Origin of the sequence: Georgenia sp. SUBG003, assembly GCF_000715355.2 — a bacterium.
Taxonomy (GTDB): Bacteria; Actinomycetota; Actinomycetes; order Actinomycetales; family Actinomycetaceae; genus Georgenia.
On sequence record NZ_CP180204.1, the window covers coordinates 4,506,412 to 4,532,650 of the forward strand.

The window sequence follows — 26,239 nt, forward strand, 5'->3', positions numbered from 1 at the left end:
TCGTCCGTCGGCGTTCTCGAGCTTGAGGCCGACGGTCTCGGAGATGACCTGGCCACCGGTGAGGATCGCCATGTCCTGCAGCATCGCCTTGCGGCGGTCGCCGAAGCCGGGGGCCTTGACGGCGGCCGACTTGAAGGTGCCGCGGATCTTGTTGACGACGAGGGTGGCCAGGGCCTCGCCCTCGACGTCCTCGGCGATGATCGCCAGCGGCTTGCCGGACTGGATGACCTTCTCCAGCAGCGGCAGCAGGTCCTTGACGTTGGAGATCTTCGACTCGACGAGCAGCACGTAGGCGCTCGAGGACGACCTCCTGGCGCTCGGCGTCGGTGACGAAGTACGGCGAGAGGTAGCCCTTGTCGAAGCGCATGCCCTCGGTGAGCTCGAGCTCGAGGCCGAAGGTGTTGGACTCCTCGACGGTGACCACGCCCTCCTTGCCGACCTTGTCCGAGGGCCTCGGCGATGAGCTCGCCGATGGCCTGGTCGCCGGCTGCCCTGGTCGGCGTCGCCCAGGGAGTGCAGGCGGATGCCGAACTCCTCGGCGTTGTTGCGGAGGGTCTGGATCTGCGTCCGGCTGGTCGGGTCCGCGATCGGCCGGTCGATGTTGAGCGTGGGGGTGTTGTGGTCCTCCGTCGCGATCGTGAGATCGGGGCGGCGCACCTGCCGTCCGGCGAGCCGGAGGCCCTCGAACGCCTGGGGGCTGGTGACCTCGTGCACCAGGTGCAGGTCGATGTAGAGAAGGTCGGGCGGCACCGTCGGCGCTGCGCACCACGTGCGCGTCCCACACCTTCTCGGCCAGCGTTCCGCTCATCGTCTCTCCCTCGGATCGTCAGGGGCCCGCATGCACGTTCGGCGTACTTGCAATCTCACCCACTGAGATGTCAATATCGACCCATGGACAACTCTAGCGGAGTCGGCGTCCTTGACAAGCGGGCCACATCTACGCGTTCATCGGCCTGAAGGACGTCACCACGGGTGACACCCTCTGCGCCCTCGACGCGCCGGTCATCCTCGAGTCGATGACGTTCCCGGAGCCGGTCATCCACGTGGCCATCGAGCCGAAGACCAAGGGCGACCAGGAGAAGCTGAGCACGGCGATCCAGAAGCTGGCCGAGGAGGACCCGACCTTCTCCGTCCGCCTGGACGACGAGACCGGCCAGACCGTCATCGGCGGCATGGGCGAGCTCCACCTCGACATCCTCGTGGACCGCATGCGTCGCGAGTTCAAGGTCGAGGCGAACGTCGGCGCCCGCAGGTGGCGTACCGCGAGACGATCCGCCGCAAGGTGGAGAAGATCGACTACACGCACAAGAAGCAGACCGGTGGCTCCGGCCAGTTCGCGAAGGTGCAGGTCACCTTCGAGCCCCTCGACACCGCCGAGGGCGAGCTGTACGAGTTCGAGAACAAGGTCACCGGTGGCCGGATCCCGCGCGAGACATCCCGAGCGTGGACGCCGTATCCAGGACGCGCTCCAGAACGGCGACTGGGCATGAACACCATCAAGTGGGAGCTCGAGGACCTGTCCTTCGCCACTCTGTACCCGAAGGTGTACGAGGAGATCGTCCACCTCGTGGCGGAGCGGGCGCCGCCCGCGACGAGTACCTGCGAGCCGTGCGCCTGCAGATCGAGGACGACCTCCGGACCGCGCGCATCAAGGGCATCGTGACCGGCCGGCCCAAGCACTACTACTCGATCTACCAGAAGATGATCGTCCGCGGTCGGGACTTCGACGACATCTTCGACCTCGTCGCATTCGCGTCCTGGTGGACACCGTTCGGGACTGCTACGCCGCGCTGGGCGCGATGCACGCCCGGTGGACCCCCTGCCTGGGCGGTTCAAGGACTACATCGCGATGCCGAAGTTCAACCTCTACCAGTCTCTGCACACGACCGTGGTCGGTCCGAGCGGGAAGCCCGTCGAGATCCAGATCCGGACCCACGGACATGCACCGGCGCGCGGAGTACGCGTCGCGGCGCACTGGAAGTACAAGGAGAATCCCAACGCCAAGATGGGCGGCTCCTTCGGTGGCTACATGGCCAACTGGGTGGCGGGCCACACCGACCAGTTCCGCGCGATCGTCACGCACGCGAGCCTGTGGGCGCTGGACGCTCGGCCCCACCACCGACGCCTCGTACTTCTGGTCGCGGGAGATGAGCCCGGAGATGCAGGAGGTGAACTCACCGCACCGGTACGTCTCAGAGATCCGCACCCCGATTCTCGTGATCCACGGCGACAAGGACTACCGCGTCCCGGTCGGCGAGGGGCTGCGGCTCTGGTACGAGCTGCTCTCCGCCTCCGGCCTGCCGCAGGCCGAGGACGGGACGACGGCGCACCGGTTCCTGTACTTCCCGGACGAGAACCACTGGGTCCTCGCGCCGCAGCACGCCAAGGTCTGGTACCAGGTGGTGCTGGCGTTCCTTGCCGAGCACGTGCTTGGGGAGGAGCAGGTCCTCGCCGCCTTCGCCCGACCAGGGCGTGACCCCCGCTCGCCCGAGGCCGCCGCCGAGTACCCGCTCGGCCAGCTCTGGTACCAGCTGGCGCTGACGAAGGCCGACCGCGACTTCGTCGACGCCTACCAGCTGTACACGGACGACGTCGACTGGACCGGTGAGGAGATCACCTTCGCCACCGAGACGGTCAAGGACTGGACCGACAAGGGCTACATCTCCACCAACGCCACCGGCCTCAAGGCGGAGGACGCCGGCACCGCGTTCATCGGCGGCGAGTACCCGATCTTCTTCTCCGGCTCGTGGTGGCACAACCGCTTCACCACGGAGATCACCGACTTCGAGTTCGGGACCTTCCTCTTCCCCGGCGCCGAGATGTCCCCCCGGCTCTGCGGGCAACATGTGGGTGATCCCCGCGCGCGCAGAACGCCGAGCTCGCCCAGGAGTTCATCGACATCAGCGTGCCGGCCGTCTCCGAGTTCGCGGGGCGCTCCGACGGCCCGGTCGTCGCCGGGTCGCTGTTCCCGTTCCTCTTCGTCACCATCGCGTGCGGCGCCCTGTCCGGCTTCCACGCCCTCATCTCCTCGGGCACCACGCCCCAAGCTCGTCGAGAAGGAGAAGCAGACCCGCTTCCTCGGCTACGGCGGCATGCTCATGGAGTCCTTCGTCGCGATCATGGCGCTGGTCGCGCGATCTCGATCGACCGCGGCATCTACTTCGCGATGAACTCCTCCGCCGCCGCCACCGGGGGGAACCGTCGAGGGCGCCGTCTCGTGACTCCTCGCGGGTCGTGTACGCGATGGTCGCCGCCGGCATCGCGGTCATCGTGCTCCTGCCGAAGGTCACCGGAGGTGGTGCCCGCGCCGCTGGTCGCGATCGTCGTGCTCACCCGTGATCACCGTGGCGTTCGCGATCACCGTCCCCGACGTGGGCGACCAGGGCGACCTGCCCCGAGTCGCTGCCCCTCGCTGGTCGTCCCGGACGTGCCGCTGACCCTCGAGACCCCTGCAGATCATCGCCCCCTACGCCGTCGCCATGGCCCTGGTCGGGCTGATGGAGTCCCTCATGACGGCCAAGCTCGTCGACGACGTCACCGACACCCCACTCCGACAGACCCCGCGAGTCCTTGGGGGGCAGGGGCGTGGCGGAACGTCGTCACCGGCTTCTTCGGCGGCATGGGCGGCTGCGCGATGATCGGCCAGACTTCACTGTCGTCCAGAGCGCCTTCGGCACCTACCTGCTCTCGTCGGTCTTCAGCACCTTCCCCAAGGAGATGCTCGAGGCCGCCTCGCTCGACGGCGCGAGCCGCCGGCAGATCCTGTGGCGGGTGGTCTTCCCGATCTCGCGGCCCACCCTGGCCGTGCTGCTCATCTTCTTCTTCATCTGGACCTGGAACGAGTTCCTCATCCCGCTGACGTTCCTCGTCTCCAACGCCACCCAGACGGTGCCGGTGGCGATCACGGTCCTCCAGGGCGACCGCCTCATGGACGTGACGACCACGAGCGCGTCCGCCCTGCTCGGGGCTCATCCCACCTGATCTTCTTCCTCATCTTCCAACGCACCTCACCCGGGCATCACCGCAGGAGCCGTGAAGTAAATGAAGTTCACCGACGGGTTCTGGCACACGCGGCCGGGCGCGACGCCCAGTACGCCGCCGAGGCCTACGACATCTCGGCGCACGCCGACGCCGACGGCGGACGCCTCGTGGTCCTGGCCCCCACCCGCGTCATCACCGGCCGGGGCGACACGCTCAACCGCGCCTGCTCACGGTCCCGCGGGCGTGCCCACCGCCCAGATCGACATCGACGCCTCGCACCTGGGACGGCGCACCCGGCTGGACCTGCCCGTGCACGGTGACGTCGGCGAGACGCTGCGCCTGCTCAACCCGATGGTCCGCCGCAAGACGGACCGGAAATTCGTACGCCAGATGACGAAGAAGCACGCCGACCTCATGGGCAAGGTGGTCGGCGCGTACACGAGGAACGTGGAGAGGACGAGGCCGATCCACCCGGAGTACGCGGCGGTCCTCCTGGACGAGGCGGCCGCCGACAACGCGGTCTTCACCGTCGACACCGGCATGAACAACGTGTGGGCGGCCCGCTACATCACGCCCAACGGCCGGCGGGTGATCGGCTCCTTCCTGCACGGCTCGATGGCCAACGCGCTGCCGCACGCGATCGGCGCCGCGATGGCGGAGCCGTCCCGCCAGGTCGTCGCGCTCCCGCTTGTCCTCGGCCCAGTTGTCGATGACGTCCTGCTCGCCCTGCCAGTAGCCGACGCGATGCCGGCCGCGTAGGCGGCGCCCAGCGCCGTCGTCTCGGCGACCTTCGGGCGCACCACCGGCACGCCGAGGATGTCGGCCTGGAACTGCATGAGGGTCTCGTTGGCGACCATGCCGCCGTCGACCTTCAGCTCGGTCAGCTCGACGCCGGAGTCGATCTTCATCGCGTCGTTGACCTCGCGGGTCTGGAAGGCCGTGGCCTCCAGCACCGCCCGGGCGATGTGACCCTTGTTGACGTAGCGGGTCAGGCCGACGAGGGCGCCGCGGGCGTCGGACTCCAGTACGGCGCGAACAGGCCGGAGAACGCCGGGACGAAGTAGGCGCCGCCGTTGTCCTCGACCGTGTCGGCCAGCTGCTCGATCTCCGGCGCGGAGGAGATGATGCCGAGGTTGTCGCGCAGCCACTGCACCAGCGAGCCGGTCACGGCGATCGAGCCCTCGAGCGCGTGCAGGTCGGGGTTGTGCACCTCGACGCCGGCGGGCGGGGTGATGTCGCCGGCGGTGACGACACCCGGGCCCTGCTTGCGCAGGTACATCACGACGGGCTCGTCGTTCTCGGAGGAGACGACGACGTTCTTGATGTTCAGGATGATCTCGGTGACGTCCTCCTTGACACCGGGGAACGGTCGAGAACTCGTGGAGCACGCCGTCGATGCGGATGGAGGTCACGGCGGCACCCGGGATGGAGGAGAGCAGGGTGCGACGCAGCGAGTTGCCGAGGGTGTAGCCGAAACCGGGCTCGAGGGGCTCGATGACGAACCGCGAGCGGTAGTCGGAGACGACCTCTTCGGTCAGTGCGGGGCTGTGCGATGAGCACTTGAGGGTTCCTTTCAGCCGACGTCCGCTATATGACGTCCGGGCGAGGACTGCCGGCATCGGTCCGTCCGGCAGGGGTGGTGCTGGGAGTCGTGCAGCGGGGTGCGCACGCCGCGCGCGCGCACCCCGCTGATGCACTGTCGTCGTCAGACGCGGCGGCGCTCGGCGGGCGGCAGCCGGTGTCGCCACCGCCATCCACCTCGGCGGGGCCGGGGCCTGCCCTGTTGCTGGATGTGGGTCACCGGGTCTGCTGGGCATGGCCTCGAAGTACTCAGAGGCGTTCATGGGCGTGCGGTTCCGCACGAAGGACGCCAGGGGCGACGTCTCGGGCGGCCCCCAGTACTACCTCGCCCGGGCCATCCCCACGGTTCGGCCTCGTCCTGAGCCTCGTCTTCGCCGTCTTCGCGGTGCTGGCCAGCTTCGGCATCGGCAACATGACCCAGTCCAACACCGTCGCCACCTCGGTGGAGGAGTCCTTCGGGGTTCCGGTGTGGATCGTCGGCCTCGTGCTGGCCGTCGCCACCGGCGCGGTGCTCATCGGCGGGATCCGCTCGATCGGCAAGGTCACGGCCGGCTTCGTCCCGCTGATGATCGTCCTCTACGTCGTCGCGTCCTGGTGCTGCTGGTGATGAACGTCGCCGACATCCCGCAGGCGCTCGCGCTGATCTTCACCGACGCGTTCACCGGCACCGCGGCCGCGCGGCGGCTTCCTGGGGTCAGGTCCACGGTCCCTCCTGTTCCCGTCCGTCGCAGGTGCACCGGTGGGCGGGGTCGACGCCCGCCATCACCTGGGCGGCGTGCATGCCGCAGCCGGTCCAGGTGGTCCTGCCGCAGGTCTCGCAGATCGTGGGGCTGCACATCTGTCCGTCCTCACTCGATGGGTGGTGGGTCCGCCCCCTGGTGGCCGCGTCGCGCAGATGCGACGGTGGCCGTCACGGGCACGAATGGAGGCGTGGAGGCCTCGCGCCTGGACAGAACTATACCCCCCCGGGTATGGTTTCGGCCAGGCTGCGGAGCTGCTTCTCACCCGCAGGCCGGGGGTGGGAATGCTCCCGGAGCCGGCGGTGTTCTAGCCGCCGGATACCCCCCGGGGTATCAAGAGTCGTAGCCCCACAGTGAGGAAAGAAGCCCCATGACCGAGGTCTCCATCGACCAGCTCGCCGCCGCGAAGGCGGACGGCGCCTTCGTCGTCGACGTCCGTGAGCCCGGTGAGTACGTGCAGGGCCACGTCGCCGGTGCGGAGCTCGTCCCGCTGAGCGAGGTCCCAGCAGCGGGCCGCCGCCCTGCCGACGCACCAGCCCGTCTACGTCATCTGTGCAAGTCCGCGCCCTCGGGATAGTCCCACTCGACCCGGGTGGCACCGAGCGAGACGAGACGTTCCACCTCGGCACGCTGCTCCTCCTCGTCGGCTGCCCAGAGGTCGAGGTGGGTGCGGTCCGTCGCGTCCAGGTGGAGCCTCGGCCCGGCGGCCTCGGTCGGCAGCAGGAAGTCGGGATTGGCTCCGCGCCGGTACCTCAGCGCCTGGCTCCAGAACGTGGCAGCTCTGGCTGTGTCGGACACGTTCAGGACAATCGCTCCGATGCGGACCATCGTCCAAACGTACGGTCGAACACCCCCCGACAGGGGCAGGCAGGAATAGGTGGGCGGGAGCGGGGTTCGGGGTAAGGGAGTCAGCCTTGCTCCTGACCAGGCCATGGGGAGAACGGGCTGGAGGACCCTGCGGCGAGCTGGTCGGGCTTGGCGTCGAAGTCCGGGATGAGCAGCTCGACCCCGGTGCCCGGGTTGAGCGCGTGGATCTGGCGCACCGTCTCGGCGTAGAGCCAGGCGCCGCCGTCGGCAAGGTCGTCGCGAGCGACGCCCGTGACGGTCGAGTACTTCAGGCCCATCTGCTGCACGGACCTGGCCACCTTGAGCGGTTCCAGACGGTCGAACGCCGACGGCTTGCCGGTGTCGATCTGGCAGAAGTCGCAGCGACGGGTGCACTGGGACCCACCGATGAGGAACGTCGCCTCACGGTCCTCCCAGCACTCGATGTTGGGGCAGCCGGCCTCCTCGCAGACCGTGTGCAGCCCGCCGCCGTGCACCAGCTGCTTGAGCTCGCGGTACTCGGGGCCCATCACAGCCTTCGTCCTGATCCACTCGGGCTTGCGCTCGATGGGCGTCTCGGCGTACGGGCCTCGATGCGCAGCATGCGGCGGCCTTCGGCACCAACCTTCGGCGGGTGGTGCCGGACATCGCAGACTTCCCGCTCGTGTGGACCGATGCGCACCAGTGGGCAGAGGCAGCCGCCACGAATAAGCAATGGCTGCGCGACCAGTCCAACGTCGGACGTTTGGCAGCCCTTCTGACGGATCTGGCGGTGCAGAACGAGGCGGCACTCCACATGCGTCGCCGCCTCCAGCCCCTGTTTGACTTCGCTCGCTCGTTGTTGGGCCAGACAGCCGACGACCCCGACCTGGTCGCACTGCTCTCTGAGACTGACCAGGCACGCCAGGTAGCAGCGTTCGAGAGCAGGCTAGCTATCTGCGTCACATGTCGGACGCGCCTGCAAGCGCGCTGAAGGACGGATGGCCGCGGAGCTGACCCGACTCGGCCATGCCGCCGGAGCAGAAGCCCTCAACGATGCAATCGCGAAGCTGACGTCTCCAGAGGAGCTCTTCGGTCGGAGTGCTCCCCCGCTGGCTCTACCAGCGCACACCGACGGCGGTGTTTCCTGGATGGCAGGCCCCCGGAAGCTCCAGCTCGTCCCCGGCCGCGTGCAGTCGATGGGCGAGATGGCCGTCGACTTCGTCCGCAAGGGCATCGCGGAGGAGTCGCTCGGCCGTGAGATCGGCCGGAGGTACACCCCGATCCTCGTGGTGATCTTCTTCGGCGTCCTGTTCATGAACATCACGGGCATCCTCCCGTTCCTGAACATCGCCGGGTCCTCCGTCATCGGCATGCCGCTGGTGTTCGCGCTCCTCTCCTACGTCACCTTCATCGTGGCGGGCGTCAAGGCCAGGGCGGCGGGCACTTCCTCAAGAGCCAGCTCTTCCCGCCCGGGGTGCCGTGGCCCATCTACATCATCCTGACGCCGATCGAGTTCCTCTCGACCTTCATCATCAGGCCCGCCACGCTGACCGTCCGTCTCCTGGCCAACATGCTCGCCGGCCACCTGCTGCTCGTGCTCTGCTTCGGCGCGACGCACTACCTCTCTTCGAGGCGAGCGGCGCGTCGTCGAAGGAGTTCGAGCTGACCCAGCTGCCGAAGGTGAACGGAGCCGCCTGCTCGATGTTGGCGGCGCTGTAGTCGCCGTAGTGGTTGAGGTAGCCGCCCGCGCAGTTCATCAGGCGGGCGAACGGGCTCGCGTTGGGCGGCCAGCTGCACGCGATCGTGCCGCCGAGCGTGCCGGTGCCGTAATTGATGTAGATGGACTCGTTGCCGTAGTCCTTGATCAGTCGCTGGATGGTGGCCGCGATCTCGTCGAAGGCGTCCTCCCAGGTGATCTCGTCCACTCGCCCGCGCCGCTGGAGCCCGGCCTGCGGCGCATCGGGGGTCTTGAGCCTGTCGGGGTTGTAGATGCGGTGCCGGATGGAACGGCCGCGGACACATGCGCGGATCTGCTGCGTGCCGAGCTCGTCGTCACCGGTGTTGTCGGGCAGCACGCGGACGATCTGCCCGTATGAGCCTGCGCAGCGCCGTGAACGACGGTCGCGTGGTCGCCCGGCGCAACCTCATCAAGATCAAGCGGGTGCCCGACCTGCTCGTCTTCACCACCCTGCAGCCGATCATGTTCGTGCTGCTCTTCGCCTACGTCTTCGGCGGTGCCATCGACTCGGAGGGGGCGGTGCGGCCTACCGGGAGTTCCTCATCGCCGGGATCTTCGCGCAGACGGTCGTCTTCGGCGCACGATCACCGGCGCCGCGCTCGCGGAGGACATCAAGAAGGGCATCATCGACCGCTTCCGCTCCCTCCCCATGTCCGGCTCCGCGGTGCTCGTGGGGCGCACCCTCTCCGACGTCGTGAACAACGTCCTCGTGCTGCTCGTCATGGGGCTCACCGGACTGGTCGTGGGCTGGCGGATCCGCACGTCCGTCCCCGAGGCGCTGCTGGGGTTCTTCCTCCTCGATCGATGTACAGCTACGACGCGAGCATCGACGATGTACAGCTACGTACGTCGGATCGTCGCGTTCTGGGAGCGCGTGAACTTCCCCGAGAAGCTGTGGAACAGCTTCTTCATCCGAGTCGCCGTGCTCGCCGTCGGCCTCTCGGTCCTCAACGCCTTCGCCCTCGGCATCGGCCGGGTCAAGGGCCGCACGTGGATCGTCGTGCTCATCCTGCTGGCGAACATGCTGCCCCAGGAGGTGCTGCTCTACCCCCTGTACTTCATGTTCAAGGAGGTCGGCCTCTACGACAACGTGTGGTCGGTCATCATCATCTTCACTGTCGTCCAGAGCGCTTCGGCACCTACCTGCTCTCGTCGGTCTTCAGCACCTTCCCCAAGGAGATGCTCGAGGCCGCCTCGCTCGAGCGCGAGCCGCCGGCAGATCCTGTGGCGGGTGGTCTTCCCGATCTCGCGGCCCACCCTGGCCGTGCTGCTCATCTTCTTCTTCATCTGGACCTGGAACGAGTTCCTCATCCCGCTGACGTTGGCCGAATGGCCGGGGGCGCAATGCGCAAGTCCGCAAGCTTCGGCAGGCTTTCGAGGGCCGGTTCAACGACCACCACGCCTTCCTGCTCAGAACGATGCTCGGTCGCGTCGACGCGATCAACGCCGACATCGCCTCCGTGGAGGCCCAGGTCGGTGAGCAGCTCGTTCCTTTCGCCCGGGAGGTCGAGCAGATCGATGAAATCCCAGGTCTCGGGCTCGTCGGCGCCGAGGCGATCATTCCCGAGATCGGCCTGGACATGACCCGCTTCCCCACCCCGCGCACCTGGCCTCCTGGGCCCACTTCGCCCCAGGGATCAGCGAGTCCGCGGGGAAGAAGAAGGGGAACGGGGCCACCGGGCACGGCAACCGCTATCTCGCCCGTGTCCTGGGCCAGGCCGCCGTCAACGCCGCACGCACCAACACCTTCCTGGGCGTTGACGGAGATGTACCCGCCGGCCTGGATGATGCGGTCGAAGGCGGAACGGTCGACGACGAGGTCCTTGATGACCGGGAACGCGCTGGCGCGCCACGGCTCGAGGGTGATCGTGTCGCCGTCCTTGAACGAGCGCATGTGCAGCTGGCACGTGGTGGTGCGCTCCGGGCCGTGGGCCTGGCCGTTGATCATGATGCCGCACATGCCGCAGATGCCCTCGCGGCAGTCCGAGTCGAACGCCACGGGGGTCGCCGCGCGCGGTGAGCTCCTCGTTGAGGACGTCGAGCATCTCCAGGAACGACATGTCCTCCGTGACACCCAGAAGCTCGTAGGCCACCAGGCGCGGCTCGGCGTGCGGGCCGGCCTGGCGCATGACTTTGAGGGTGATCTTCACTTGTAGCTCCGCTGCTTCATCTCGACGTACTCGTAGTTCAGCTCTTCCTTGTGCAGGACCGTTATGCAGATCTCGGTGATTGGTTGCGGCTATCTGGGCGCGGTGCACGCGGCGTGCATGGCGGAGCTGGGTCACGACGTGGTCGGTATCGACGTCGACGCCGCGAAGGTGGAGTCGCTCTCCCGGGGGGTGGCGCCGTTCCACGAGCCGGGCTTCGACGAGATCCTCTCCCGCAACGTCGAGGCGGGCCGGCTGCGCTTCTCCACCGACTTCGCCGACCTCGCCGACGCCCAGGTCCACTTCATCGGGGTCGGCACCCCCAGGTCCAGGGCGGCTACGCCGCGGACCTGACCTACGTCCACGCCGCGGTCGAGTCCCTGCTCCCGCACCTGAACCACCACACCGCCGGCCCGACCCTGGTGGTGGGCGGCTGTGGGTGGACTACGACCTCCAGTCGTCCATCCCCGGGCTGTTCGTGACCGGCGAGGCGAACTTCTCCGACCACGGCGCCAACCGGCTCGGTGCGTCCGCGCTGATGCAGGGACTGTCGGACGGGTACTTCGTGCTGCCCAACACGATCAACGACTACCTGGCGGACGCGCCGTTCGAGAAGATCCCGGACGACCACCCCGCCGTCGTCGAGGCGCGGGAGTCCGTGCGTTCCCGCATCCACCACCTGCTCAGCACCAACGGCTCCCGCTCGGTCGACTTCCACAAGGAGCTCGGGCACATCATGTGGGAGTACTGCGGCATGGAGCGCACCGAGGAGGGCCTGCAGAAGGCGATCGGTCTCATCGGGCGGCTGGAGATCGGGCTCGGGTCGGCGGTCTCGGTGCTGCTGTTCCTGTGCGTGATCCTCATCTGCTTCGCGGCGATCAAGCTGTTCAAGGTCGATCTCACGAGCGCGAGGGGGAGTGACATGGGCCGGCTGACCGGACGCCAGAAGCTCGGGTGGACGATCATCGCGGTGCTCGTCTTCGTGTACGCGCTGTTCCCGGTGCTCTCCATCTTCATGACGTCGCTGAAGTCCACGAGCGACATCCGCTCCGGGACGTTCCTGCCCCCGAGGGTGTCCTGGGAGAACTACCAGCAGATTCTCACCGCCGAGGGCGGGGCGCGAGACCTGTTCCTCCCGGCCCTGCGCAACTCGATCGGCATCTCGCTCATCGCGACGGCCATCGCGGTGGTGCTGGCGACGCTGGCCGCCTACGCCATCGCCCGCCTGGACTACATCCGGTTCGAGAACAAGGGCTCGGGGCGGGCTCGGCAAGATGTTCAAGTCCGCCATGACCGGCGAGGGCGTCGACATGATGCAGGCGACAGGCCACGGGGAGCTCTTCGTCGCCGACGACGGGGCCGACGTGCAGGTCGTCTACCTCGAGAACGACATGATCTCCGTCAACGGCAACAACGTCCTCGCGTTCTCGTCGTCGATCGAGTGGGACATCCACCGCATCCAGGCGCGCGGTGCCGCCATGACCGGTGGGCTGTACAACGTGTCGCTGCGCGGCACCGGGTACGTGGCCGTCACCACCAAGGGCGATCCGGTTGCGCTCGACGTCGCGAGCGCCCCACCTCGGGGACGGCGCAGGCCGTGGTGCTCTGGACGGCCGGGGTCTCCATGGACGTGCGGATCGACACCGGCGGCATCCGATCGATGGTGCGTGGAGGCACGGGCGAGACGTTCCAGATGGCCTTCGGCGGCAGGGGTACGTGCTCGTCCAGCCGAGCGAGTCGGTGAAGGCCGGCGGCGGGCAGCAGGCCGGGAAGAGCGGGACTGAGCACCACGTTGCCGTTCCCGGAGGCACCGTCACGGTAGAGGAAGAACAGGTCACCGTCCGGGAGACGGAAGAACTCCGGGTAGGTCACCACGCTCTCCTGGTCGTACGGACTGATCATGGACCGTTCGCGGCCCAGCTCCAGAGAGCCGGGCGCCACCGAGCGTGCGTAGCGCAGCGGGCTGTTGTGGTGGCTCCACGCGACGTGCAGATAGCCGTCGCCGTCGACAGCGATGCTGATCGAGTTGTGCGCGTCGACCACGTTCCCGCGGTAGGGCGTCCACTCGTACTCCCACGTACCCGCGTCGCGGTCCCGGGCGAGCACCAGCTCGCCGGACGGGTTGTAGTAGGCCGCGAACTGCATCGTCCGCCCGTCGATCTCGGCAGTCGTGAGCGAGTTCTTCCGGAAGGCGGTGGCGTTGACGGAGTTGTTCGCCCAGCGCGGTCATCGAGGAGGAGCTGGCGAGCAACCCCGACTACGCCGACATCGAGCTCGTCGCGACCGTCTACGGCGACGACGAGGACGAGAAGTCCTTCTCCGAGACCCAGGGGCTCCTCCAGGCCAATCCCGACGTGAAGGCGATCATCGCGCCCACCACCGTCGGCATCGCCGCGGCCGCACGGTACCTCCAGGGCTCCGACTACAAGGGGCAGGTCATGCTGACCGGGCTCGGCACGCCGAACCAGATGCGCGAGTTCGTCAAGGACGGCACCGTCACCGAGTTCGCCTGTGGGACCCGGCGGCGCTGGGGCAGCTGGCCGCCTACACCGGTGCGGCGATGGCCTCGTGCGAGCGAACCAGTTCGCCGAGAGTTTGATGGAGACGAGCTGTAGCAGTCCCTGGGCGGCCACCGTGGGGAGTTGGCTTCGTTCGCGGGCAACGGGCCCATTCGCGCGTTCACTGTAGTAGAGATTTGGCACACGACCATCCTTGCGGAAAACGAGCAGCATTGAGACCAACTCGCTCGCTTCTCATGAGGGCAACCTGGTCAGCTACTGCTGCACACCGCTGGCTAACGCTGGGTGTCAACAGTGTGATCAGCGGGAAGTGACCTGGTGAACCGGCGCCTCGCAACGCCGCCGAGGAGACTGCTTGTGCAGCGGACACCGCTAGCGGGCTAGCTTGGGTGCCGAGGACGACGCTGCTGCGCACTGGGTCCGGCAAGACCGAGGCGTTCCTGTACCCGATCCTCGACCACGTGCTGCGCGCGAAGCGTGACGGTGTGACGGGGACGAAGGCGATCATCCTCTACCCGATGAACGCCCTGGCCAACGACCAGGCAGGTCGACTGGCGCGGCTGATCACCGACAACGGTGAGCTCGAGGGGGGTGACCGCCGCGCTCTACACCGGTCAGGAGGGGAGCGAGCGCACCCTAGTTTCCACGGACGGCCTCATCACGAGCCGCCGCGAGATCCGGGACAACCCGCCCGACATCCTGCTCACCAACTACAAGATGCTCGACCAGCTGCTCCTGCGCGCGGACGACGCCCCGATCTGGGAGCGCAGCGCCCGCCTGCAGTACCTCGTCCTGGACGAGTTCCACACCTACGACGCGCCCAGGGCACCGACGCTCGATGCTGCTGCGCCGACTCGGCCTCGCGCTCACACGGACATGGCGATGCTGCTTCGCCCGTGCGCCCGCATCCCTCATGAGGTGCCCGCAGCACCTCGGACCTGGAGTGCTCCATGAGCAAGGCGAACGTCGCGCAGATCGCCGGAGACGGCATCGGCGTCGAGGTGATGGACTCGGCCAGAGCTGTGCTGGACGTGCTCCTCCCGCTGACGGGCGACACGATCGTCTGGACCGAGCTCGACTGGTCGTGCGAGCGCTACAGGAAGCGTGGCGCGATGATGCCGGCGGACGGCCTGGACGTCCTCGGCCGCCATGACGCTGTGCTGCTCGGCGCAGTGGGGTCCCCCGACGTACCGGACCACATCTCGCTCTGGCAGCTGCTGATCCCGATCCGGCGCACCTTCAACCAGTACGTGAACCTGCGTCCCGTGCGCGCGCTGGAGGGGTGCCCTCCCCGTTGCGGCCCGAGCTCGCGGCCGACGTCGACATCGTCATCGTCCGTGAGAACACCGAGGGCGAGTACTCGGAGGTCGGGGGACGTTTCGGGACCGGCACTCCGCTCGAATCAGCGTTCCAGCAGTCGGTGTTCACCCGCGTCGGCGTGCAGCGCGTGGCGCACTACGCCCTGGAGAAGGCGGTCGCCAGGAGCGGCCGCGTCCGCCCCGCGCCGGAGGAGCGGCCCCGCTGGGACCGGGTGATGCACTTCGCCGAGGACGTGTGGGACGACGAGAACGCGCGCGGCCTGTTCTTCCTCAACGCGACGTCGGGGCAGATGCCCATGGGGTTCGTCCAGGCGCTGCTGGCCATGGACTTCCACCCCATCCCGCTGGCGGGGACGGTGCACGAGAAGGTCGTCGACATCGGTATCCAGCGCACGATGGACGCCATCCTGGAGCAGGGCCAGGGCGACGTGCTGCTCGCCTCGCACGACGCGACTACATCCCCCAGGTGGAGCGGCTCCTCGACGCGGCCGGCGGGTCGCGTGCTGTGAGGCCGAGGGCCGGCTGGGCGGAGTTGAGGCGCGACGCCATGACGACCCCGCCGATCCCGGTGAAGACGCCGGCGAGGACGTAGATCCTGATGAGCCACGCCCGGGTGTTGACGCCGGACATCCTCGTGGCCTCCTCGTTGGACCCGATGGACAGCGCGTAGCGCCCGACGAGCGCCTTGTTGAGCAGGACGCCCGCCAGCACGGCGAGCACGAGGAAGATCAGCACCGCGTTGGGGACGCGGGGGGATCAGCGTGCCGAGGGCGATCTGGCCGAAGCCGGGCACCGACGTGAAGTACAGCGGCGTGGCGTCGGAGATGACGAGCGAGAGCCCGGACGCCATCATCATGGCCAGCGTCGCGATGAACGGCGGGATGCCGAGAACGGCGACGTTGAGGCCGTTGACCAGGCCGACGAACGCCCCGAACGCCACGCCGAGCACCACGGCCAGGGGCATGGGGAGCTCGGCGCGGGGCCCGACGGTCAGCGGCCGCCCCCGGGACGGCAGCGGAACCGTCCGCAGGAGACCTCGCCAGGGTAAAGTCGGTTCGCCGGTGGCAAACCCGCCCGTGCCGGCACGGTGCCCCCGGCCCGGTGGCCGGGACCGCCCCGGCCCCACGTTCCAACGATTCGCCCGCGGTGCTGTGGCCGCCGTCACAGGTCCATTGCGGACCATGGTCCCCGGGCGTTTGTCCCTCCGTGGGTAAACTCGGGACTGCTGGTCGAGGTGATCGTCGCGCGGTCCGCGAGGGCGAGAGCCTTGCCCGGGAGCACCCAGCGAGGTGCTCACGACTTCGGACAATGTGTGCGCCGAGCGGCGCACTCCAGGAGGACACTGTGACCATCCGCGTCGCATCAACGGTTTCGGCCGCATCGGTCGTAACTTCACCCGCGCCGTGCTGGAGTCGGGCGCCGACGCCAGATCGTGGGCGTCAACGACCTTCTGCCGGTTGCGGGAGGTATCTTGGGGCAAGTCGTCATGTCACCGTGACGCTTGGCGTAGTCCACGATGCTCATCTGAAACTTCAGACAACGGAGCCACGATGACGGGTGGAAAACGTCAGCATCCACGAGTGCATCAATTGCGCGGTTAACGGTGCTTCCAGAGCACGGCGAGACTTCTCCGCCATCCTCAAGCTTGGCCTTGCCGAGCAAGTCCCTCAACTCGCCCGGAGCAAAGTGTGCGTGGCCGTCTAATTGCACGCGGCCAATAGCCAAGAGCAACATTCGCGCCTGTACGGACGGCGTAGTGTCTGGGTCAGGATTAGCGCCCAACGCCAGTGCCTTTGCTCGTTCTATTGCGGTCCAGTCCTGGAGCAACACAGGTCTACGTTTGTTTGACTTACCAGCACCAGCGCACCACCATTCCCTCCAAGCAAATTCTCGTTCATGCCAGCATCCGATCGGAACTGACTACCCGGCCATCTCGGGTCTTGCGAAATAAACCTTGGCAGGACGTGGATACCGCCGTCAATGTAACCACGGTCACTCAATGTGAAAGTCGGCGTGGAAGGTTCGTTTAACCTTGTCTCGGGTCATTGTTTGACCTCATCCGTGTTAAACGTCTTAATCGCAGGTGAGGGATGTGGCGTGACGATTCCCCGTGGCTGTTGAACCTTTCGCTACGCAGGCGCTGAGCGCGGTCACCCCCACAAGGACGTGATCCGACTCACAGAACGCGAATGCCCCCAGCCATCGTGGCCAGGGGGCATCCCTTGTGGGTTGGGTGGTACGCGGAGTCTTCAGCGCCCAGCTGCTGCGACAACTCCCGTTCGCGGCTCCTCAGCCCAGACCTCCGCGCTGAGGTCTCTGCGGTCGGCCCAGGTCTGCATCATGATGTCGACCACAAGGAAGGTCAGGTCGTCTCCCGCCTCCTCGCCTTCGACCGTCGTGCCGTCCGGCAGTTCGAACTTCCGCTTGCCTCCGTGCCACGGCGCAATGTCGAACTCGACTTCCCCCCCCGCTGCCCAGGTGCGCACGCCTCGCCCCTCTTCCGTGAACCTTGATGGACGGGAACAGTTGCGTGATCACTTGCCGCTGGCGGTCGGTGTCGAGTTCGAAGAAGTGATCCGCCACCTCGGCGATGCTCATTTCACCGTCCTGGGACACGTCTCCAATCTCAGCCAACTCCGCCTCAATTACCGAAGTTCCAGCTCGGCGGTCTGGGTCACAGCCTCGGCCTCATCATCGCCCTCGTCCTGCTCGTCGTCATCGGCATCGTGACCTCCGGCCCGCGGTTCGTCGGCCTGAGCAACATCATGGTGATCCTCGAGCAGACCGCCGTCCTCGGCGTCATCAGCATCGGCGTCACCTTCGTCATCACGGCGGGCGGGATCGACCTCTCGGTCGGGTCCGTCATGGGTCTGGCGACCGTGTGGGCGTCGACGCTCGCGACGCAGACGATGGCGGAGAACACGCACTGGATCGTCATGGTGTTTACCGCGCTCGCCGTCGGCACCGCGGCAGGCCTGGTCAACGGGATCATCGTGCCTACGGCAAGGTCGTCCCGTTCATCGCGACCCTGGCGATGCTCGTCGCCCGCGGCCTCGCGGAGATCATCTCCAACCGGCGCACCCAGATCGTGGACGTCGACGGGTACCTCGAGTTCTTCCGGGCGGACATCCTCGGCGTCCCGGTCATCGTGTGGATCTTCGTCCTCGTCGCGGTCGGCGGATGGGTGCTCCCGGCGTTCGCCCGGTCATGGAGCTCGGCATCTACACCTTCGGCGACCTCGACACGCGACCGGGGCGGCAGGAGGTGACCGCCGGGCAGCGCGTCCGGGGAGATCCTCGACCGTGCCGTGCTCGCCGAGGAGGTGGGCCTGGACCACGTGGGCATCGGCGAGCACCACCGTCCCGACTACGCGATCTCCGCGCCTTCGACGGTGATCTCGGCGGCGCTGGCCCGCACGAGCCGCATCCACGTCTCCGCCGTCACCGTGCTGTCCACGGAGGACCCGGTGCGCGTGTACCAGGAGTTCGCGACCATGGACCAGTTCTCCGGAGGCCGCGTCGAGCTGCTCGCCGGGCGGGGCTCCTTCATCGAGTCCTTCCCCCTCTTCGGTGCGCGCCTGGAGGACTACGACGAGCTCTTCGAGGAGAAGCTCGACCTGCTGCTGCGGATCGACGCGGGAAACCCGGTCACCTGGTCCGGGGAGGTTCCGGCCGGCGCTGACCGACGCCCACGTCCTGCCCAGGCTCCGCATCTGCGTACTCCCCGGAGGAGTCAGGGAGCGAGTCGCCGGATTGAACGTCGGGTGCGGTTCCTGACGCAGGCTGGCGTTCTTCGCGGTCTGTCGATGGTGACGTGTCAGCTGTCGAAGACGGGCGGGACCTGTGTGACCCTCGGCCAAACACCGCATCAGCCGCCTTGTGCACGGCTTGCGTGGACTCCGTGCTTCCCGAGCTGTCGGGCTGCTTCCTCGGAGGATGCGGCTTCGAGCTTTCCTCCGCCGAATCGTCATCGTCCAGCTCTGTGAGCCGGGGTAGATCGAGATACTCGGCCAGAACCTGCGAGCGGCTCGGATGGCGAAGCTTGTCCATCGTCTTCTTCTCGATCTGACGGATCCGCTCCCGCGTCACGCCGTAGACCCGACCGATCTCGTCCAGAGTCATCGGTCTCCGGTCGTAACCGAAACGCATCCCCGACCGAGCTGGGCTGGAAGGACACGGTGAGGATCAGCCCGCTGGAGGACACGATCGTCGCGCTGCGGCCGATCACCCCGCCGCTGCCGGACGAGAGCAGCGGGATCCCGACATGGGCCGAGTGGGCCGGCGGCCTGCCCAACAGCATCCGCCTGCTCGACCCCTCGATGCCGGAGGGCGCGATGCTCGCCGACACCACGGCACAGGAGGCGGCCGGGCTGCCGATCTTCGCCTTCAACCCCGACGGCGAGCCGGTCGACGTGGTCAACCACTACGTCAACTTCGGCTGGGAGTACGTGTACCACTGCCACATCCTCAGCCACGAGGAGATGGACATGATGCACGCGCAGGCGGTCGGTCGCCCCGCAGGCGCCCACCTTCGGCTCCGCCCCGACCGGGACCACCGGGAGCGGCAGGAACCGCGCGAACGTCGTCACGTGGGTGGACGAGTCACGCAACGAGACCGCCTTCGTCGTCCAACGCCGCGTGGCAGGTTCCGGGTCCGCGTGGACGACCATCGCAACGGTGCCCTCGGAGAAGCTGGACGCCGTGGGCTACACGCCGGGCACGGGGCGCCGCGACCGGGACCCGGTGACGGACGTTGCCCGCCTCGAACGAGTAGGCGCCGGCATCGATGCGGAGCATGGTGCGGACGATGTCCTTCATCGGCAGGTCGGTGGTGTGCGGACCGTGCCAGGAGCCCCAGCACAGGTGGAACCGGATGCGGTCCTGCGGCAGGCCGCGCAGGGCGTGGTTGAGGGCCTCGACCCGCAGCTCGGTGAAGGCGTAGTCTCGACGGAGGGCTCCGGCTCGATCTGGTCGAAGTTCTCGGCGACGGAGGGGTCGTCGATCTGCAGGACCAGACCGGCGTCGAGGACCGCCTGGTACTCCTCGCGCAGCACGTCGGCCCAGGCGTAGAGCAGCTCCTCGTCGGAGCCGTAGTGCTTGTTCGTGAGCCGTGAGGCGCTGCCGGGGGGAGAGCGCGGTGATGAAGCCCTCCTGGGCTCCGGTGGCGTCCAGCGCCGCCCTCAGGTTCGCCGTGTCCTGGGCGATGGCGTCCTGGCCGGTGTAGGTCAGCGGTCCGGTGACGCTCGGGAAGGGCTTCGGCCCGCCCGTGCGTCCTCGCTGAGACCGCCCCAGACCCCTGAGTCCTGCCCGGACTCCAGCGCCCACTTGAGGCACGTGTCGACGACGGTGCACTTCTGGCACACGGCCTTGGCCTCCTCGATCTGCACGAGGGCCGGGCCGGTGTTTCCGATGGGGAAGAACAGCTCGGGGTCCTCGGTGAGGCAGGCGGCGCGGTGACGCCAATCCATTCGGGTCTCCTTAACGCATGCGTCGGACCATGAGTCTGCGGAGGGGGCAGCGGTCCGACGCGACGGGAAAACTGCTTCGACAACCCTGACACGCGGTGCCACCGACGAGAGGTTTCCGGAAAATTTCTGGCCGGTAAATGCGTGCCTTTCGTCACAGTGTGACGAGCCCTCTGCGCTGTCCGGGTGCCTGCTCAGCTGGCGCGGCTTGGCGGGCGCGGAGGAGGAGCTCGCCGACGACGAGCCCGAGGAGCCGGAGGAGCTGCTCGAGGAGCTGGACGAGCTCTCCTTCGGGGCGGCGCTCGTCGAGGAGCTGGAGGAGGATCGGGAGTCGGTCCGGTAGAAGCCGGAGCCCTTGAAGACGACCCCCACCGAGTTGAACAGCTTGCGCAGCGACCCCCGCACTCGGTGCAGACCGTGAGGGCGTCGTCGCTGAAGGACTGCTTGACCTCGAACTCGTTGCCGCAGACCGTGCACCGGTAGGCATACGTGGGCACTGCTGACCTCCGTCGGGACGAGGGCGGATACTGGCACTCCGCCGCACCGAGTGCCAATCGTACTCGCTCCACCGGTGCGGTCGCGCGGTGACGTCGGCCACCACGGTTACGCTCGGCACGTGGAAGGTGGTTCTGCGAGGGACTCACCGTCGCGCACCACCCGCACGACGTAGCGGTTGCCGCGGCGCAGCCCACCGCCGGAGACGACGATGATGTCGGAGTGGTGGCCGTAGACCTCCTGCATCGTCTGGCGGAGACGGCGGGCGGCGATCCCGGCGTCGAGCTCCGCCTCCACGACGATGCGGCCCGAGATGATGTGCAGCCCGCCCGCGAAGCGGAGGGTCGCAGCAACCTCGGCCTTACGGGCCGACACCTTGTCCACCCGTACCCGGGCGAGCTCGTCCTTCACGGCAGAGGTCAACGACATGCCGGCCATCTTCGCACTCATTCCCCCGCTTTCCTGCCGGGATCTGCCCACATCCCCCAGCACTCCTTCGAAGGCGTCACGGTACGCGGCGGCCAGCCGGAGCGGATCGTGACGAGCTGTGCCGTCCCCCACACCGATCTGCCGCAGGAGCACCTCGGCGCCGCAGGCGGCGGCCGCTCCGTCCAGTACAGCAGGATGTTGCCGCTGAAGTGGATCCCGAACAGGTCCACGCCGTCGCGGAAGGTCCAGCCGAACAGGCCGAAGGTCGGGATGCCGCTGATGCCCGACGGGCCGCCGGTGATCTCGAGATTGTTGGCGGTGAGGCGGATGATCTCGCCGAAGCCCAGGGTCACGATGGCGAGGTAGTCGCTGCGCAGACGCAGGGTCGGCCCGCCGATGATGACGCCGGCGCCGATGCACGCGACGATGACGAACGGGATCGTGAACACCAGCGGCATGTCGTTCGTCGCGAGCACGCCCGAGGTGTAGGCGCCGACGGCGAGAAGGCGTAGTACCCCAGGTCCAGCAGGCCCGCGTAGCCGACGACGATGTTCAGGCCCATCGCCAGCATGATGTAGATGAACGCCGACGTGCCGATGGAGATGGTGTACGGCGAGGCGTCGATGAACGGCAGTGCGAACGCGAGGAGCAGCAGCAGCCCGCCGACCAGCGACATGAAGCGCCGCGGCTGCCGCAGGCCCCGCGTGCCGCTCTACGAGAAGTTCCAGTACCAGACCCTGTTCTGGAAGAACGTCGGCATCAAGGGCGGCGTCGCCCCCCGCGCGCCGCTACATCCCCGAGCTCCTCGAGCACGTCCTGGCCGGCGACATCAACCCCGGGCGCGTCTTCACCCTCACCACCGACCTGGACCACGTCGCCGACGCCTACGCGGCCATGGACGAGCGCCGCGCGATCAAGTCCCTGCTCACCGTCAGCCAGCCCTGATCCCGCAGCGGAGACACCCCGAACAGCGCGATGGCCCCGCAGCCGAGGGGTCGCGAACGTCCGCCCCTGGCCTGGGGGGGTCATCGCGCTGCGAGACGCACGGCAGCAAGACTGGATCGAACGCCAACCGACCACCCGACAACGAAGGGAATCAAGTGACGCAACTCCTCCGCGGAGAACTTGACCTCCCGCGGAGAACTTGACGGGCGGTCTCAAGGGGTCCACGCAACACCTCGATGAGAAGAGGTGGTGCGGGTGCCGCGTCCGATGGTGTGGGTCCCGGGGCGCAGGGCGTCTGGCGGGCGATCCGGGCCGGGGGACTGGACGTTCGAGTCGGCGGCGGCGGCCGGCGGCGTGTCACGCGAGGGGGCACGCACGTGGCTGGCCGAGGCTGGCGGGGTGTGTCCGTTAATCCTCGGCGAGCCCACGGGACGCCGTCTGTGCGTGCAGGAGCGGGACGAGATCGCGGTACGGCGCGCCGCGGGCGAGGGGGGTGCGGCAGATCGCCCGGGCGCTGGGGCGTGCCCCCAGCACGGTCAGCCGGGAGCTGGCCCGTAACCGGGCCGCCCGGCACCCCCATCCCTACCGGGCGCACCTGGCCCAGGCCAAGGCCGACGAGCGGGCCCGGCGCCCCAAGCCGGCCAAGCTCGCCAGCCACCCCCCGGCTGCGCGCCTACGTCGAGGCCAAGCTGGGCCTGGGCTGGAGCCCGCAGCAGATCACCAGGCGCCTGCGCGCGGACTTCCCCGACGATGGGTCCATGCGCGTCAGCCACGAGGCGATCTACCAGGCCATCTTCGTCCAGGGGCGCGGGGCGCTGCACATCACGCCCATCGCGGCGCTGGTCAGGCCCACCATGCTGGCGATCGACAGGTCGATCTGGCCGGTGATGATGATCAGGGTCGTGGGCAGGGCCAGCAGCAGGATCGGCGCGAGGTCGAGGACGAGGAAGCCGAAGTTCCGCGCGGTGCCGAAGTGCTCGGTCCCGACCGAGGCCACGACGAGGAACAGCACCGTCACCACGATGATCGCGGTGTCCCAGCCGAGGGTCGGCCTGAAGGCGAGGCGCTCCTCGCGTCCGGGCGGGCGAGTTCTTCTAGGGCGGGGTGCAGGCAAATCCGCACCCCTCGAAGCCTCAGGTCCGACAGTGACCCCGTATGGGGGGAAGCAGGGTGATCCTATGCTGCCGAGAAAAGCCTCGACGCGAGGGACTAGCCGCCCGTACCCTAAACCGACTCAGGTGGTCAGGTAGAGAATACCAAGGCGATCGAGAGAATCGTGGTTAAGGAACTCGGCAAAAATGCCCCCCGTAACTTCGGGGAGAAGGGGGGGGGCCTGAGGGGGTGAGGCCACTAGCTGGCTAGCCCTTTCGGGCCGCAGAGACCAGGGAGAAGCGACTGTTTACTAAAAAACACAGGTCCGTGCGAAGTCGCAAGACGATGTATACGGACTGACGCCTGCCCGGTGCTGGAAGGTTAAAGAGGACGGGTCAGCCGCGAGGCGAAGCTCAGAATTTAAGCCCCAGTTAGACGTAGTGGGCCTCGTCGGCCTGCCCCTGGATCTTGAAGAGCACCGCCCGCCAGAAGTCGTTCACGCGGCCGTGCGCACCCGCCGGTCGACGGACCCGTTGATCGGCTCGATGTGAAGGCCCGGCACAGCGTCGTTCTCGGCGAGCTTCTCGAGGAACGTGTACGCGGCCTTCTTCACCGACGGGTCGACCTTGCCGGTCTGGTTGGGTCCCATGACGATCTGGGGCATCAGGCGCGCTCCTTGGCGGTCGAGAACGTCTCGCGGATGGTGTCGGTGTCGGCCGGGACGACCGTCCAGCCCGACTCGGTCAGCTCGGTCAGCTCTGCCGCCTCGAGATTCAGGTCGAGAACGACGCGCCGGTCGGGCCACGAGATCGACAGCGGTACACCGTCCTGGGTCTCGAAGCCGATGACGTCCGATGCTCACCCAGACGTTCCGGGAGATCGGCACCGGCGAGGTGTTCACCGTGTCGATCAACCACCTCAAGTCCAAGGGTTCCGCCTGCGCCGGCGACCCGGACACCGGCGACGGCCAGGGCAACTGCAACCTCACCCGGACGCGGCCGCCGAGGCGATCGCCGACTTCCTCGCCGGTGACCACCGGGAGCGGGGAACCCCGACCACCTGGTGATCGGTGACCTCAACTCCTACGACCTCGAGGACCCGATCGCTGCTCTCCAGGCCGCCGGCTACACCGACCTGGTGCGGCAGTCGGTGGCGAGGAGGCCTACGGGTACGTCTTCGACGGCATGGTCGGCTACCTCGACCACGCTCTGTCGAACGAGTCGCTCACCTCGCAGGTGACGGGCACGGCGGAGTGGCACATCAACGCCGACGGTCGAGGGCGTCACGGAGACCGTCGCCGATGAAGTTGATGAAGACGAGCATCAGCACGAGCGCCGTGGCCGGGGGACAGGAAGATCCACGGGTAGGTCGCGGCCATGCGCTGCCCCTCCCCGATCAGCGTGCCCAGCGAGGTCTCCGGCGCTGGACGCCGAAGCCGAAGAAGGACAGCGACGTCTCGGCCAGCACCGCCGACGCGACGGCGAGGGTGGCGATGATCAGCAGCGAGGAGATGTTCGGGATGATGTGGCGGAAGATGATCTTCGGCGTCGGCACGGACATGTACTTCGCGGCCGTCACGTACTCGAGGTTCTGATGCCCAGGGTCATGGAGCGCACCACGCGCGCGAGAGCATCCAGCCGAAGCCCGCGAGCAGCATGATCAGCAGGAGGACGGAGCCGGACGAGCCTCCGGCCTGCACCGAGATGATCGCGATGATGAAGAAGGCCGGGACCACCCGTGCCGGCGGCCGTGATCGCCTGGCGGTAGATGTGGTCCACCGCGTCGCCGCAGGCGAAGACGCCGGGGACGTTGGTGGCCGTGGTCGGGTGGTCGACGACGATGTAACCCTCGTCGTCGAGCTTGACGTGCCCCTCGAGGATCTGCGTGCGCGGGTCTGGCCGATGGCCACGAAGATGCCCGTGGCGTCGATCTGCCGCGTCTCGCCGGTGACGGTGTCGCGGAGGGTCGCGCCGGTGACCTTCTCGTCGCCGTGGATCTCCGCGACCTCGCTGTTCCAGGCGAACTCGATCTTCTCGTTGGCCAGGGCGCGCTCGGCCATGATCTTGGCGCGCAGCTCGTCGCGGCGGTGCACGACGGTGACCTTCTCGACGAACCGGGTCAGGAAGGTGGCCTCCTCCATCGCGGAGTCGCCACCGCCGACCACGAGGACGTGCTGGTTGCGGAAGAAGAACCCGTCGCAGGTGGCGCACCACGACACCCCGCGCCGGAGTACTTCTTCTCGGCGCCCTGAACGAGCAGCTCCCAGGGGAGGTCGCCCGCGACGCGGTTGGCCATCATGCCGTCGCCTCCGAGATAGACGTCGGCGGAGCCGTCGCCGTACTCGAGCCGGGCGAAGTCGAGTTCTGGCTCCTCACGCACGATGAAGGGCTCGAGCACCTGGCGCATCTGCTCGCCGCCACCGGGCTCCGCCTCACCGTCGCGGAACCGTTGAAAGTAGACATCGAAGGACACGGGCAGAGATTCCCACGTCCGCCGCAGACGCACATGCCGTTTCGACGCTGCTCGGGCTACACCGCCGCATCGGCTCTCCCTGCGTCTCGGCACAGCCTCGTCACGAGTCGCCGTGCTCCGACCGCGGTTCGCTGTGGCGCCACACCGGTCGCAGGCGTACCCGTGGAGCGCAGGAGGTCGCCGATGACTGCACAGTCCACCGCCCGTGCCCGAGGTCCGAACGTGGCGATGGCCGCCAACAAGGTGCCCGGTATCCGGGCCTCCGTCGCCCACGACTCGTTCTCGGTGGAGCGGCTCATCAAGTCCAACAACGCGCAGGTCCTCACCTTCGGCCAGCGGGTGATCGGGCTCGAGCTGGCGCGCAAGCTCGCCCGGGAGTGGCTCGGCCACGAGTTCGACGAGTCCTCCGCCTCGGCCGAGAAGGTCGCGATCCTCGACCGGTACGAGAGCGTGTCGTAGCGTCCCTGCGCAGCGCGGGAGGGGGCAGGTGCAGTAGGGAACCCCGTAACG

At 67.8% G+C, this 26,239-nt stretch carries 22 protein-coding genes, 28 pseudogenes and 1 other annotated feature; of the genes and pseudogenes, 27 read left to right on the forward strand and 23 right to left on the reverse strand.

Going from position 1 to position 26,239, the window contains the following annotated elements; translation table 11 throughout:
* Window positions 1-9: 9 nt before the first annotated feature.
* Window positions 10-482 (reverse strand): annotated as a pseudogene (gene groEL, locus DA06_RS25890) (chaperonin GroEL); the annotation flags it as partial.
* A gap of 7 nt (window positions 483-489) precedes the next feature.
* A pseudogene (locus DA06_RS25895) lies at window positions 490-808 on the reverse strand (aconitase family protein); the annotation flags it as partial.
* A gap of 118 nt (window positions 809-926) precedes the next feature.
* Between DA06_RS25895 and fusA the strand changes: the two are divergent.
* The 6 genes and pseudogenes from fusA to DA06_RS25925 form a co-directional block, all read left to right on the forward strand.
* Window positions 927-1,478, forward strand: a pseudogene (gene fusA, locus DA06_RS25900) (elongation factor G); the annotation flags it as partial.
* A pseudogene (locus DA06_RS25905) lies at window positions 1,475-2,432 on the forward strand (prolyl oligopeptidase family serine peptidase); the annotation flags it as partial. The pseudogenes fusA and DA06_RS25905, both read left to right, overlap by 4 nt.
* A gap of 387 nt (window positions 2,433-2,819) precedes the next feature.
* Entirely contained in the window at window positions 2,820-3,170 is a 351-nt protein-coding gene (locus DA06_RS25910; protein WP_418608240.1) for a carbon starvation CstA family protein, read from the forward strand.
* 61 nt (window positions 3,171-3,231) lie between these two features.
* Window positions 3,232-3,682: pseudogene (locus tag DA06_RS25915) on the forward strand (SulP family inorganic anion transporter); the annotation flags it as partial.
* Window positions 3,649-4,041: pseudogene (locus DA06_RS25920) on the forward strand (carbohydrate ABC transporter permease); the annotation flags it as partial. The pseudogenes DA06_RS25915 and DA06_RS25920, both read left to right, overlap by 34 nt.
* A 180-nt stretch (window positions 4,042-4,221) precedes the next feature.
* Window positions 4,222-4,716: pseudogene (locus DA06_RS25925) on the forward strand (thiamine pyrophosphate-dependent enzyme); the annotation flags it as partial.
* On the opposite strand, the pseudogene DA06_RS25930 reads toward DA06_RS25925, so the two are convergent.
* The 3 pseudogenes from DA06_RS25930 to DA06_RS25940 form a co-directional block, all read right to left on the reverse strand.
* A pseudogene (locus DA06_RS25930) lies at window positions 4,662-5,176 on the reverse strand (FGGY-family carbohydrate kinase); the annotation flags it as partial. The pseudogenes DA06_RS25925 and DA06_RS25930 overlap by 55 nt on opposite strands.
* 54 nt (window positions 5,177-5,230) lie before the next feature.
* A pseudogene (locus DA06_RS25935) lies at window positions 5,231-5,284 on the reverse strand (hypothetical protein); the annotation flags it as partial.
* Window positions 5,268-5,735, reverse strand: a pseudogene (locus tag DA06_RS25940) (hypothetical protein); the annotation flags it as partial. The pseudogenes DA06_RS25940 and DA06_RS25935, both read right to left, overlap by 17 nt.
* Between DA06_RS25940 and DA06_RS25945 the strand changes: the two are divergent.
* A pseudogene (locus tag DA06_RS25945) lies at window positions 5,734-5,841 on the forward strand (hypothetical protein); the annotation flags it as partial. The pseudogenes DA06_RS25940 and DA06_RS25945 overlap by 2 nt on opposite strands.
* A gap of 106 nt (window positions 5,842-5,947) precedes the next feature.
* Entirely contained in the window at window positions 5,948-6,169 is a 222-nt protein-coding gene (locus DA06_RS25950; protein ID WP_418606424.1) for an alanine:cation symporter family protein, read from the forward strand.
* A gap of 87 nt (window positions 6,170-6,256) precedes the next feature.
* On the opposite strand, the gene DA06_RS25955 is transcribed toward DA06_RS25950, so the two are convergent.
* A complete protein-coding gene (locus DA06_RS25955) occupies window positions 6,257-6,400 on the reverse strand; it encodes a hypothetical protein (RefSeq protein WP_418605555.1) in 144 nt (47 codons plus the stop codon).
* Window positions 6,401-6,672: 272 nt separating this feature from the next.
* Here DA06_RS25955 and DA06_RS25960 point away from each other — a divergent pair, with 272 nt between their 5' ends.
* Complete coding sequence (locus DA06_RS25960) at window positions 6,673-6,879, forward strand: rhodanese-like domain-containing protein (protein ID WP_418606426.1); 207 nt, start codon at window positions 6,673-6,675, stop codon at window positions 6,877-6,879.
* On the opposite strand, the gene DA06_RS25965 is transcribed toward DA06_RS25960, so the two are convergent.
* The gene (locus tag DA06_RS25965; protein ID WP_418606427.1) at window positions 6,849-7,100 is read right to left on the reverse strand and encodes a VOC family protein; all 252 of its coding nucleotides are present in this window, start codon (window positions 7,098-7,100) and stop codon (window positions 6,849-6,851) included. The genes DA06_RS25960 and DA06_RS25965 overlap by 31 nt on opposite strands.
* Window positions 7,101-7,264: 164 nt before the next feature.
* Window positions 7,265-7,731, reverse strand: a pseudogene (locus DA06_RS25970) (lipoyl synthase); the annotation flags it as partial.
* A gap of 30 nt (window positions 7,732-7,761) precedes the next feature.
* On the opposite strand from DA06_RS25970, the gene DA06_RS25975 reads away from it, so the two are divergent.
* Together DA06_RS25975 and DA06_RS25980 are read left to right on the forward strand one after the other, a co-directional pair.
* Entirely contained in the window at window positions 7,762-8,100 is a 339-nt protein-coding gene (locus tag DA06_RS25975; RefSeq protein ID WP_418606428.1) for a hypothetical protein, read from the forward strand.
* 214 nt (window positions 8,101-8,314) lie between these two features.
* A pseudogene (locus DA06_RS25980) lies at window positions 8,315-8,670 on the forward strand (F0F1 ATP synthase subunit A); the annotation flags it as partial.
* On the opposite strand, the gene DA06_RS25985 reads toward DA06_RS25980, so the two are convergent.
* Window positions 8,642-9,184: a molybdopterin-dependent oxidoreductase gene (locus DA06_RS25985; protein WP_418606429.1), complete on the reverse strand. Its 543-nt coding sequence runs from the start codon at window positions 9,182-9,184 to the stop codon at window positions 8,642-8,644. The pseudogene DA06_RS25980 and the gene DA06_RS25985 sit on opposite strands and share 29 nt — an antisense overlap.
* 159 nt (window positions 9,185-9,343) lie before the next feature.
* Between DA06_RS25985 and DA06_RS25990 the strand changes: the two genes are divergently transcribed.
* Window positions 9,344-10,327, forward strand: coding sequence for an ABC transporter permease subunit (locus DA06_RS25990; RefSeq protein ID WP_418606431.1), 984 nt, complete (start codon window positions 9,344-9,346; stop codon window positions 10,325-10,327).
* Window positions 10,328-10,483: 156 nt separating this feature from the next.
* Window positions 10,484-10,531, forward strand: a pseudogene (locus DA06_RS25995) (hypothetical protein); the annotation flags it as partial.
* Between the two features lie 72 nt (window positions 10,532-10,603).
* On the opposite strand, the pseudogene DA06_RS26000 reads toward DA06_RS25995, so the two are convergent.
* A pseudogene (locus DA06_RS26000) lies at window positions 10,604-10,997 on the reverse strand (2Fe-2S iron-sulfur cluster-binding protein); the annotation flags it as partial.
* A 63-nt stretch (window positions 10,998-11,060) separates the two neighbouring features.
* Between DA06_RS26000 and DA06_RS26005 the strand changes: the two are divergent.
* The 4 pseudogenes from DA06_RS26005 to DA06_RS26020 all read left to right on the forward strand — a co-directional run.
* A pseudogene (locus DA06_RS26005) lies at window positions 11,061-11,392 on the forward strand (3-hydroxyacyl-CoA dehydrogenase NAD-binding domain-containing protein); the annotation flags it as partial.
* Between the two features lie 29 nt (window positions 11,393-11,421).
* A pseudogene (locus tag DA06_RS26010) lies at window positions 11,422-11,835 on the forward strand (fumarate reductase/succinate dehydrogenase flavoprotein subunit); the annotation flags it as partial.
* An 81-nt stretch (window positions 11,836-11,916) separates the two neighbouring features.
* A pseudogene (locus DA06_RS26015) lies at window positions 11,917-12,228 on the forward strand (carbohydrate ABC transporter permease); the annotation flags it as partial.
* A 55-nt stretch (window positions 12,229-12,283) separates the two neighbouring features.
* Window positions 12,284-12,502 (forward strand): annotated as a pseudogene (locus tag DA06_RS26020) (AIM24 family protein); the annotation flags it as partial.
* Window positions 12,503-12,524: 22 nt separating this feature from the next.
* Here DA06_RS26020 and DA06_RS26025 read toward each other — a convergent pair.
* Window positions 12,525-13,139: a BNR-4 repeat-containing protein gene (locus tag DA06_RS26025; protein ID WP_418606433.1), complete on the reverse strand. Its 615-nt coding sequence runs from the start codon at window positions 13,137-13,139 to the stop codon at window positions 12,525-12,527.
* 122 nt (window positions 13,140-13,261) lie between these two features.
* Here DA06_RS26025 and DA06_RS26030 point away from each other — a divergent pair, with 122 nt between their 5' ends.
* The 4 genes and pseudogenes from DA06_RS26030 (at window position 13,262) to DA06_RS26045 (ending at window position 15,341) form a co-directional block, all read left to right on the forward strand.
* Window positions 13,262-13,609: a substrate-binding domain-containing protein gene (locus tag DA06_RS26030; RefSeq protein WP_418608241.1), complete on the forward strand. Its 348-nt coding sequence runs from the start codon at window positions 13,262-13,264 to the stop codon at window positions 13,607-13,609.
* Window positions 13,610-13,974: 365 nt separating this feature from the next.
* Window positions 13,975-14,025, forward strand: a pseudogene (locus DA06_RS26035) (hypothetical protein); the annotation flags it as partial.
* Between the two features lie 64 nt (window positions 14,026-14,089).
* Complete coding sequence (locus tag DA06_RS26040; protein ID WP_418608437.1) at window positions 14,090-14,467, forward strand: hypothetical protein; 378 nt, start codon at window positions 14,090-14,092, stop codon at window positions 14,465-14,467.
* Between the two features lie 50 nt (window positions 14,468-14,517).
* A pseudogene (locus DA06_RS26045) lies at window positions 14,518-15,341 on the forward strand (isocitrate/isopropylmalate family dehydrogenase).
* Here the strand turns inward: DA06_RS26045 and DA06_RS26050 are convergent.
* Window positions 15,286-15,567 (reverse strand): ABC transporter permease subunit, encoded by a 282-nt coding sequence (locus DA06_RS26050; protein WP_418606434.1) that lies wholly within the window; start codon window positions 15,565-15,567, stop codon window positions 15,286-15,288. The pseudogene DA06_RS26045 and the gene DA06_RS26050 sit on opposite strands and share 56 nt — an antisense overlap.
* A gap of 573 nt (window positions 15,568-16,140) precedes the next feature.
* Between DA06_RS26050 and DA06_RS26055 the strand changes: the two are divergent.
* Window positions 16,141-16,282, forward strand: a pseudogene (locus DA06_RS26055) (glyceraldehyde 3-phosphate dehydrogenase NAD-binding domain-containing protein); the annotation flags it as partial.
* Between the two features lie 799 nt (window positions 16,283-17,081).
* Here the strand turns inward: DA06_RS26055 and DA06_RS26060 are convergent.
* Together DA06_RS26060 and DA06_RS26065 are read right to left on the reverse strand one after the other, a co-directional pair.
* Window positions 17,082-17,318, reverse strand: a complete 237-nt coding sequence (locus DA06_RS26060; RefSeq protein ID WP_043507791.1) for a hypothetical protein — start codon at window positions 17,316-17,318, stop codon at window positions 17,082-17,084.
* Window positions 17,319-17,506: 188 nt separating this feature from the next.
* On the reverse strand, window positions 17,507-17,815 hold the full coding sequence (locus DA06_RS26065; RefSeq protein WP_418606435.1) for a hypothetical protein: 309 nt from the start codon (window positions 17,813-17,815) through the stop codon (window positions 17,507-17,509).
* Window positions 17,816-17,866: 51 nt separating this feature from the next.
* On the opposite strand from DA06_RS26065, the gene DA06_RS26070 reads away from it, so the two are divergent.
* Both DA06_RS26070 and DA06_RS26075 read left to right on the forward strand, forming a co-directional pair.
* On the forward strand, window positions 17,867-18,100 hold the full coding sequence (locus DA06_RS26070; RefSeq protein WP_418606436.1) for a hypothetical protein: 234 nt from the start codon (window positions 17,867-17,869) through the stop codon (window positions 18,098-18,100).
* A gap of 39 nt (window positions 18,101-18,139) precedes the next feature.
* A complete protein-coding gene (locus tag DA06_RS26075; protein ID WP_418606437.1) occupies window positions 18,140-18,817 on the forward strand; it encodes an LLM class flavin-dependent oxidoreductase in 678 nt (225 codons plus the stop codon).
* Between the two features lie 10 nt (window positions 18,818-18,827).
* Here the strand turns inward: DA06_RS26075 and DA06_RS26080 are convergent.
* The 3 genes and pseudogenes from DA06_RS26080 to DA06_RS26090 all read right to left on the reverse strand — a co-directional run.
* Window positions 18,828-18,980, reverse strand: a pseudogene (locus DA06_RS26080) (sigma factor-like helix-turn-helix DNA-binding protein); the annotation flags it as partial.
* A 594-nt stretch (window positions 18,981-19,574) separates the two neighbouring features.
* Window positions 19,575-20,090, reverse strand: a pseudogene (locus tag DA06_RS26085) (epoxyalkane--coenzyme M transferase); the annotation flags it as partial.
* On the reverse strand, window positions 20,057-20,299 hold the full coding sequence (locus DA06_RS26090) for a WhiB family transcriptional regulator (protein WP_418606439.1): 243 nt from the start codon (window positions 20,297-20,299) through the stop codon (window positions 20,057-20,059). The gene DA06_RS26090 and the pseudogene DA06_RS26085, both read right to left, overlap by 34 nt.
* A gap of 205 nt (window positions 20,300-20,504) precedes the next feature.
* Between DA06_RS26090 and DA06_RS26095 the strand changes: the two genes are divergently transcribed.
* A complete protein-coding gene (locus DA06_RS26095; protein WP_418608439.1) occupies window positions 20,505-20,639 on the forward strand; it encodes a hypothetical protein in 135 nt (44 codons plus the stop codon).
* A 97-nt stretch (window positions 20,640-20,736) separates the two neighbouring features.
* On the opposite strand, the pseudogene DA06_RS26100 reads toward DA06_RS26095, so the two are convergent.
* The 3 genes and pseudogenes from DA06_RS26100 to DA06_RS26110 all read right to left on the reverse strand — a co-directional run.
* A pseudogene (locus DA06_RS26100) lies at window positions 20,737-20,988 on the reverse strand (hypothetical protein); the annotation flags it as partial.
* A pseudogene (gene whiA / locus DA06_RS26105) lies at window positions 20,927-21,220 on the reverse strand (DNA-binding protein WhiA); the annotation flags it as partial. The pseudogenes whiA and DA06_RS26100, both read right to left, overlap by 62 nt.
* A gap of 17 nt (window positions 21,221-21,237) precedes the next feature.
* Window positions 21,238-21,696 (reverse strand): ABC transporter permease subunit, encoded by a 459-nt coding sequence (locus DA06_RS26110; protein ID WP_418606440.1) that lies wholly within the window; start codon window positions 21,694-21,696, stop codon window positions 21,238-21,240.
* Window positions 21,697-23,075: 1,379 nt separating this feature from the next.
* Window positions 23,076-23,778: a sequence feature (23S ribosomal RNA rRNA prediction is too short), on the forward strand.
* A 333-nt stretch (window positions 23,779-24,111) separates the two neighbouring features.
* On the opposite strand from DA06_RS26110, the gene DA06_RS26115 reads away from it, so the two are divergent.
* A complete protein-coding gene (locus DA06_RS26115; RefSeq protein ID WP_418606441.1) occupies window positions 24,112-24,330 on the forward strand; it encodes a hypothetical protein in 219 nt (72 codons plus the stop codon).
* A 322-nt stretch (window positions 24,331-24,652) separates the two neighbouring features.
* On the opposite strand, the gene DA06_RS26120 is transcribed toward DA06_RS26115, so the two are convergent.
* The 3 genes and pseudogenes from DA06_RS26120 to DA06_RS26130 form a co-directional block, all read right to left on the reverse strand.
* Window positions 24,653-24,835 carry a hypothetical protein gene (locus tag DA06_RS26120; RefSeq protein ID WP_052437100.1) on the reverse strand — a complete coding sequence of 61 codons (183 nt, stop codon included), beginning with the start codon at window positions 24,833-24,835 and terminating at the stop codon, window positions 24,653-24,655.
* Window positions 24,832-25,481, reverse strand: a pseudogene (locus DA06_RS26125) (NAD(P)/FAD-dependent oxidoreductase); the annotation flags it as partial. The gene DA06_RS26120 and the pseudogene DA06_RS26125, both read right to left, overlap by 4 nt.
* Window positions 25,376-25,729, reverse strand: coding sequence for a hypothetical protein (locus DA06_RS26130; RefSeq protein WP_418606442.1), 354 nt, complete (start codon window positions 25,727-25,729; stop codon window positions 25,376-25,378). The pseudogene DA06_RS26125 and the gene DA06_RS26130, both read right to left, overlap by 106 nt.
* A gap of 213 nt (window positions 25,730-25,942) precedes the next feature.
* Here DA06_RS26130 and DA06_RS26135 point away from each other — a divergent pair.
* A pseudogene (locus DA06_RS26135) lies at window positions 25,943-26,188 on the forward strand (RpiB/LacA/LacB family sugar-phosphate isomerase); the annotation flags it as partial.
* Between the last annotated feature and the right edge of the window lie 51 nt (window positions 26,189-26,239).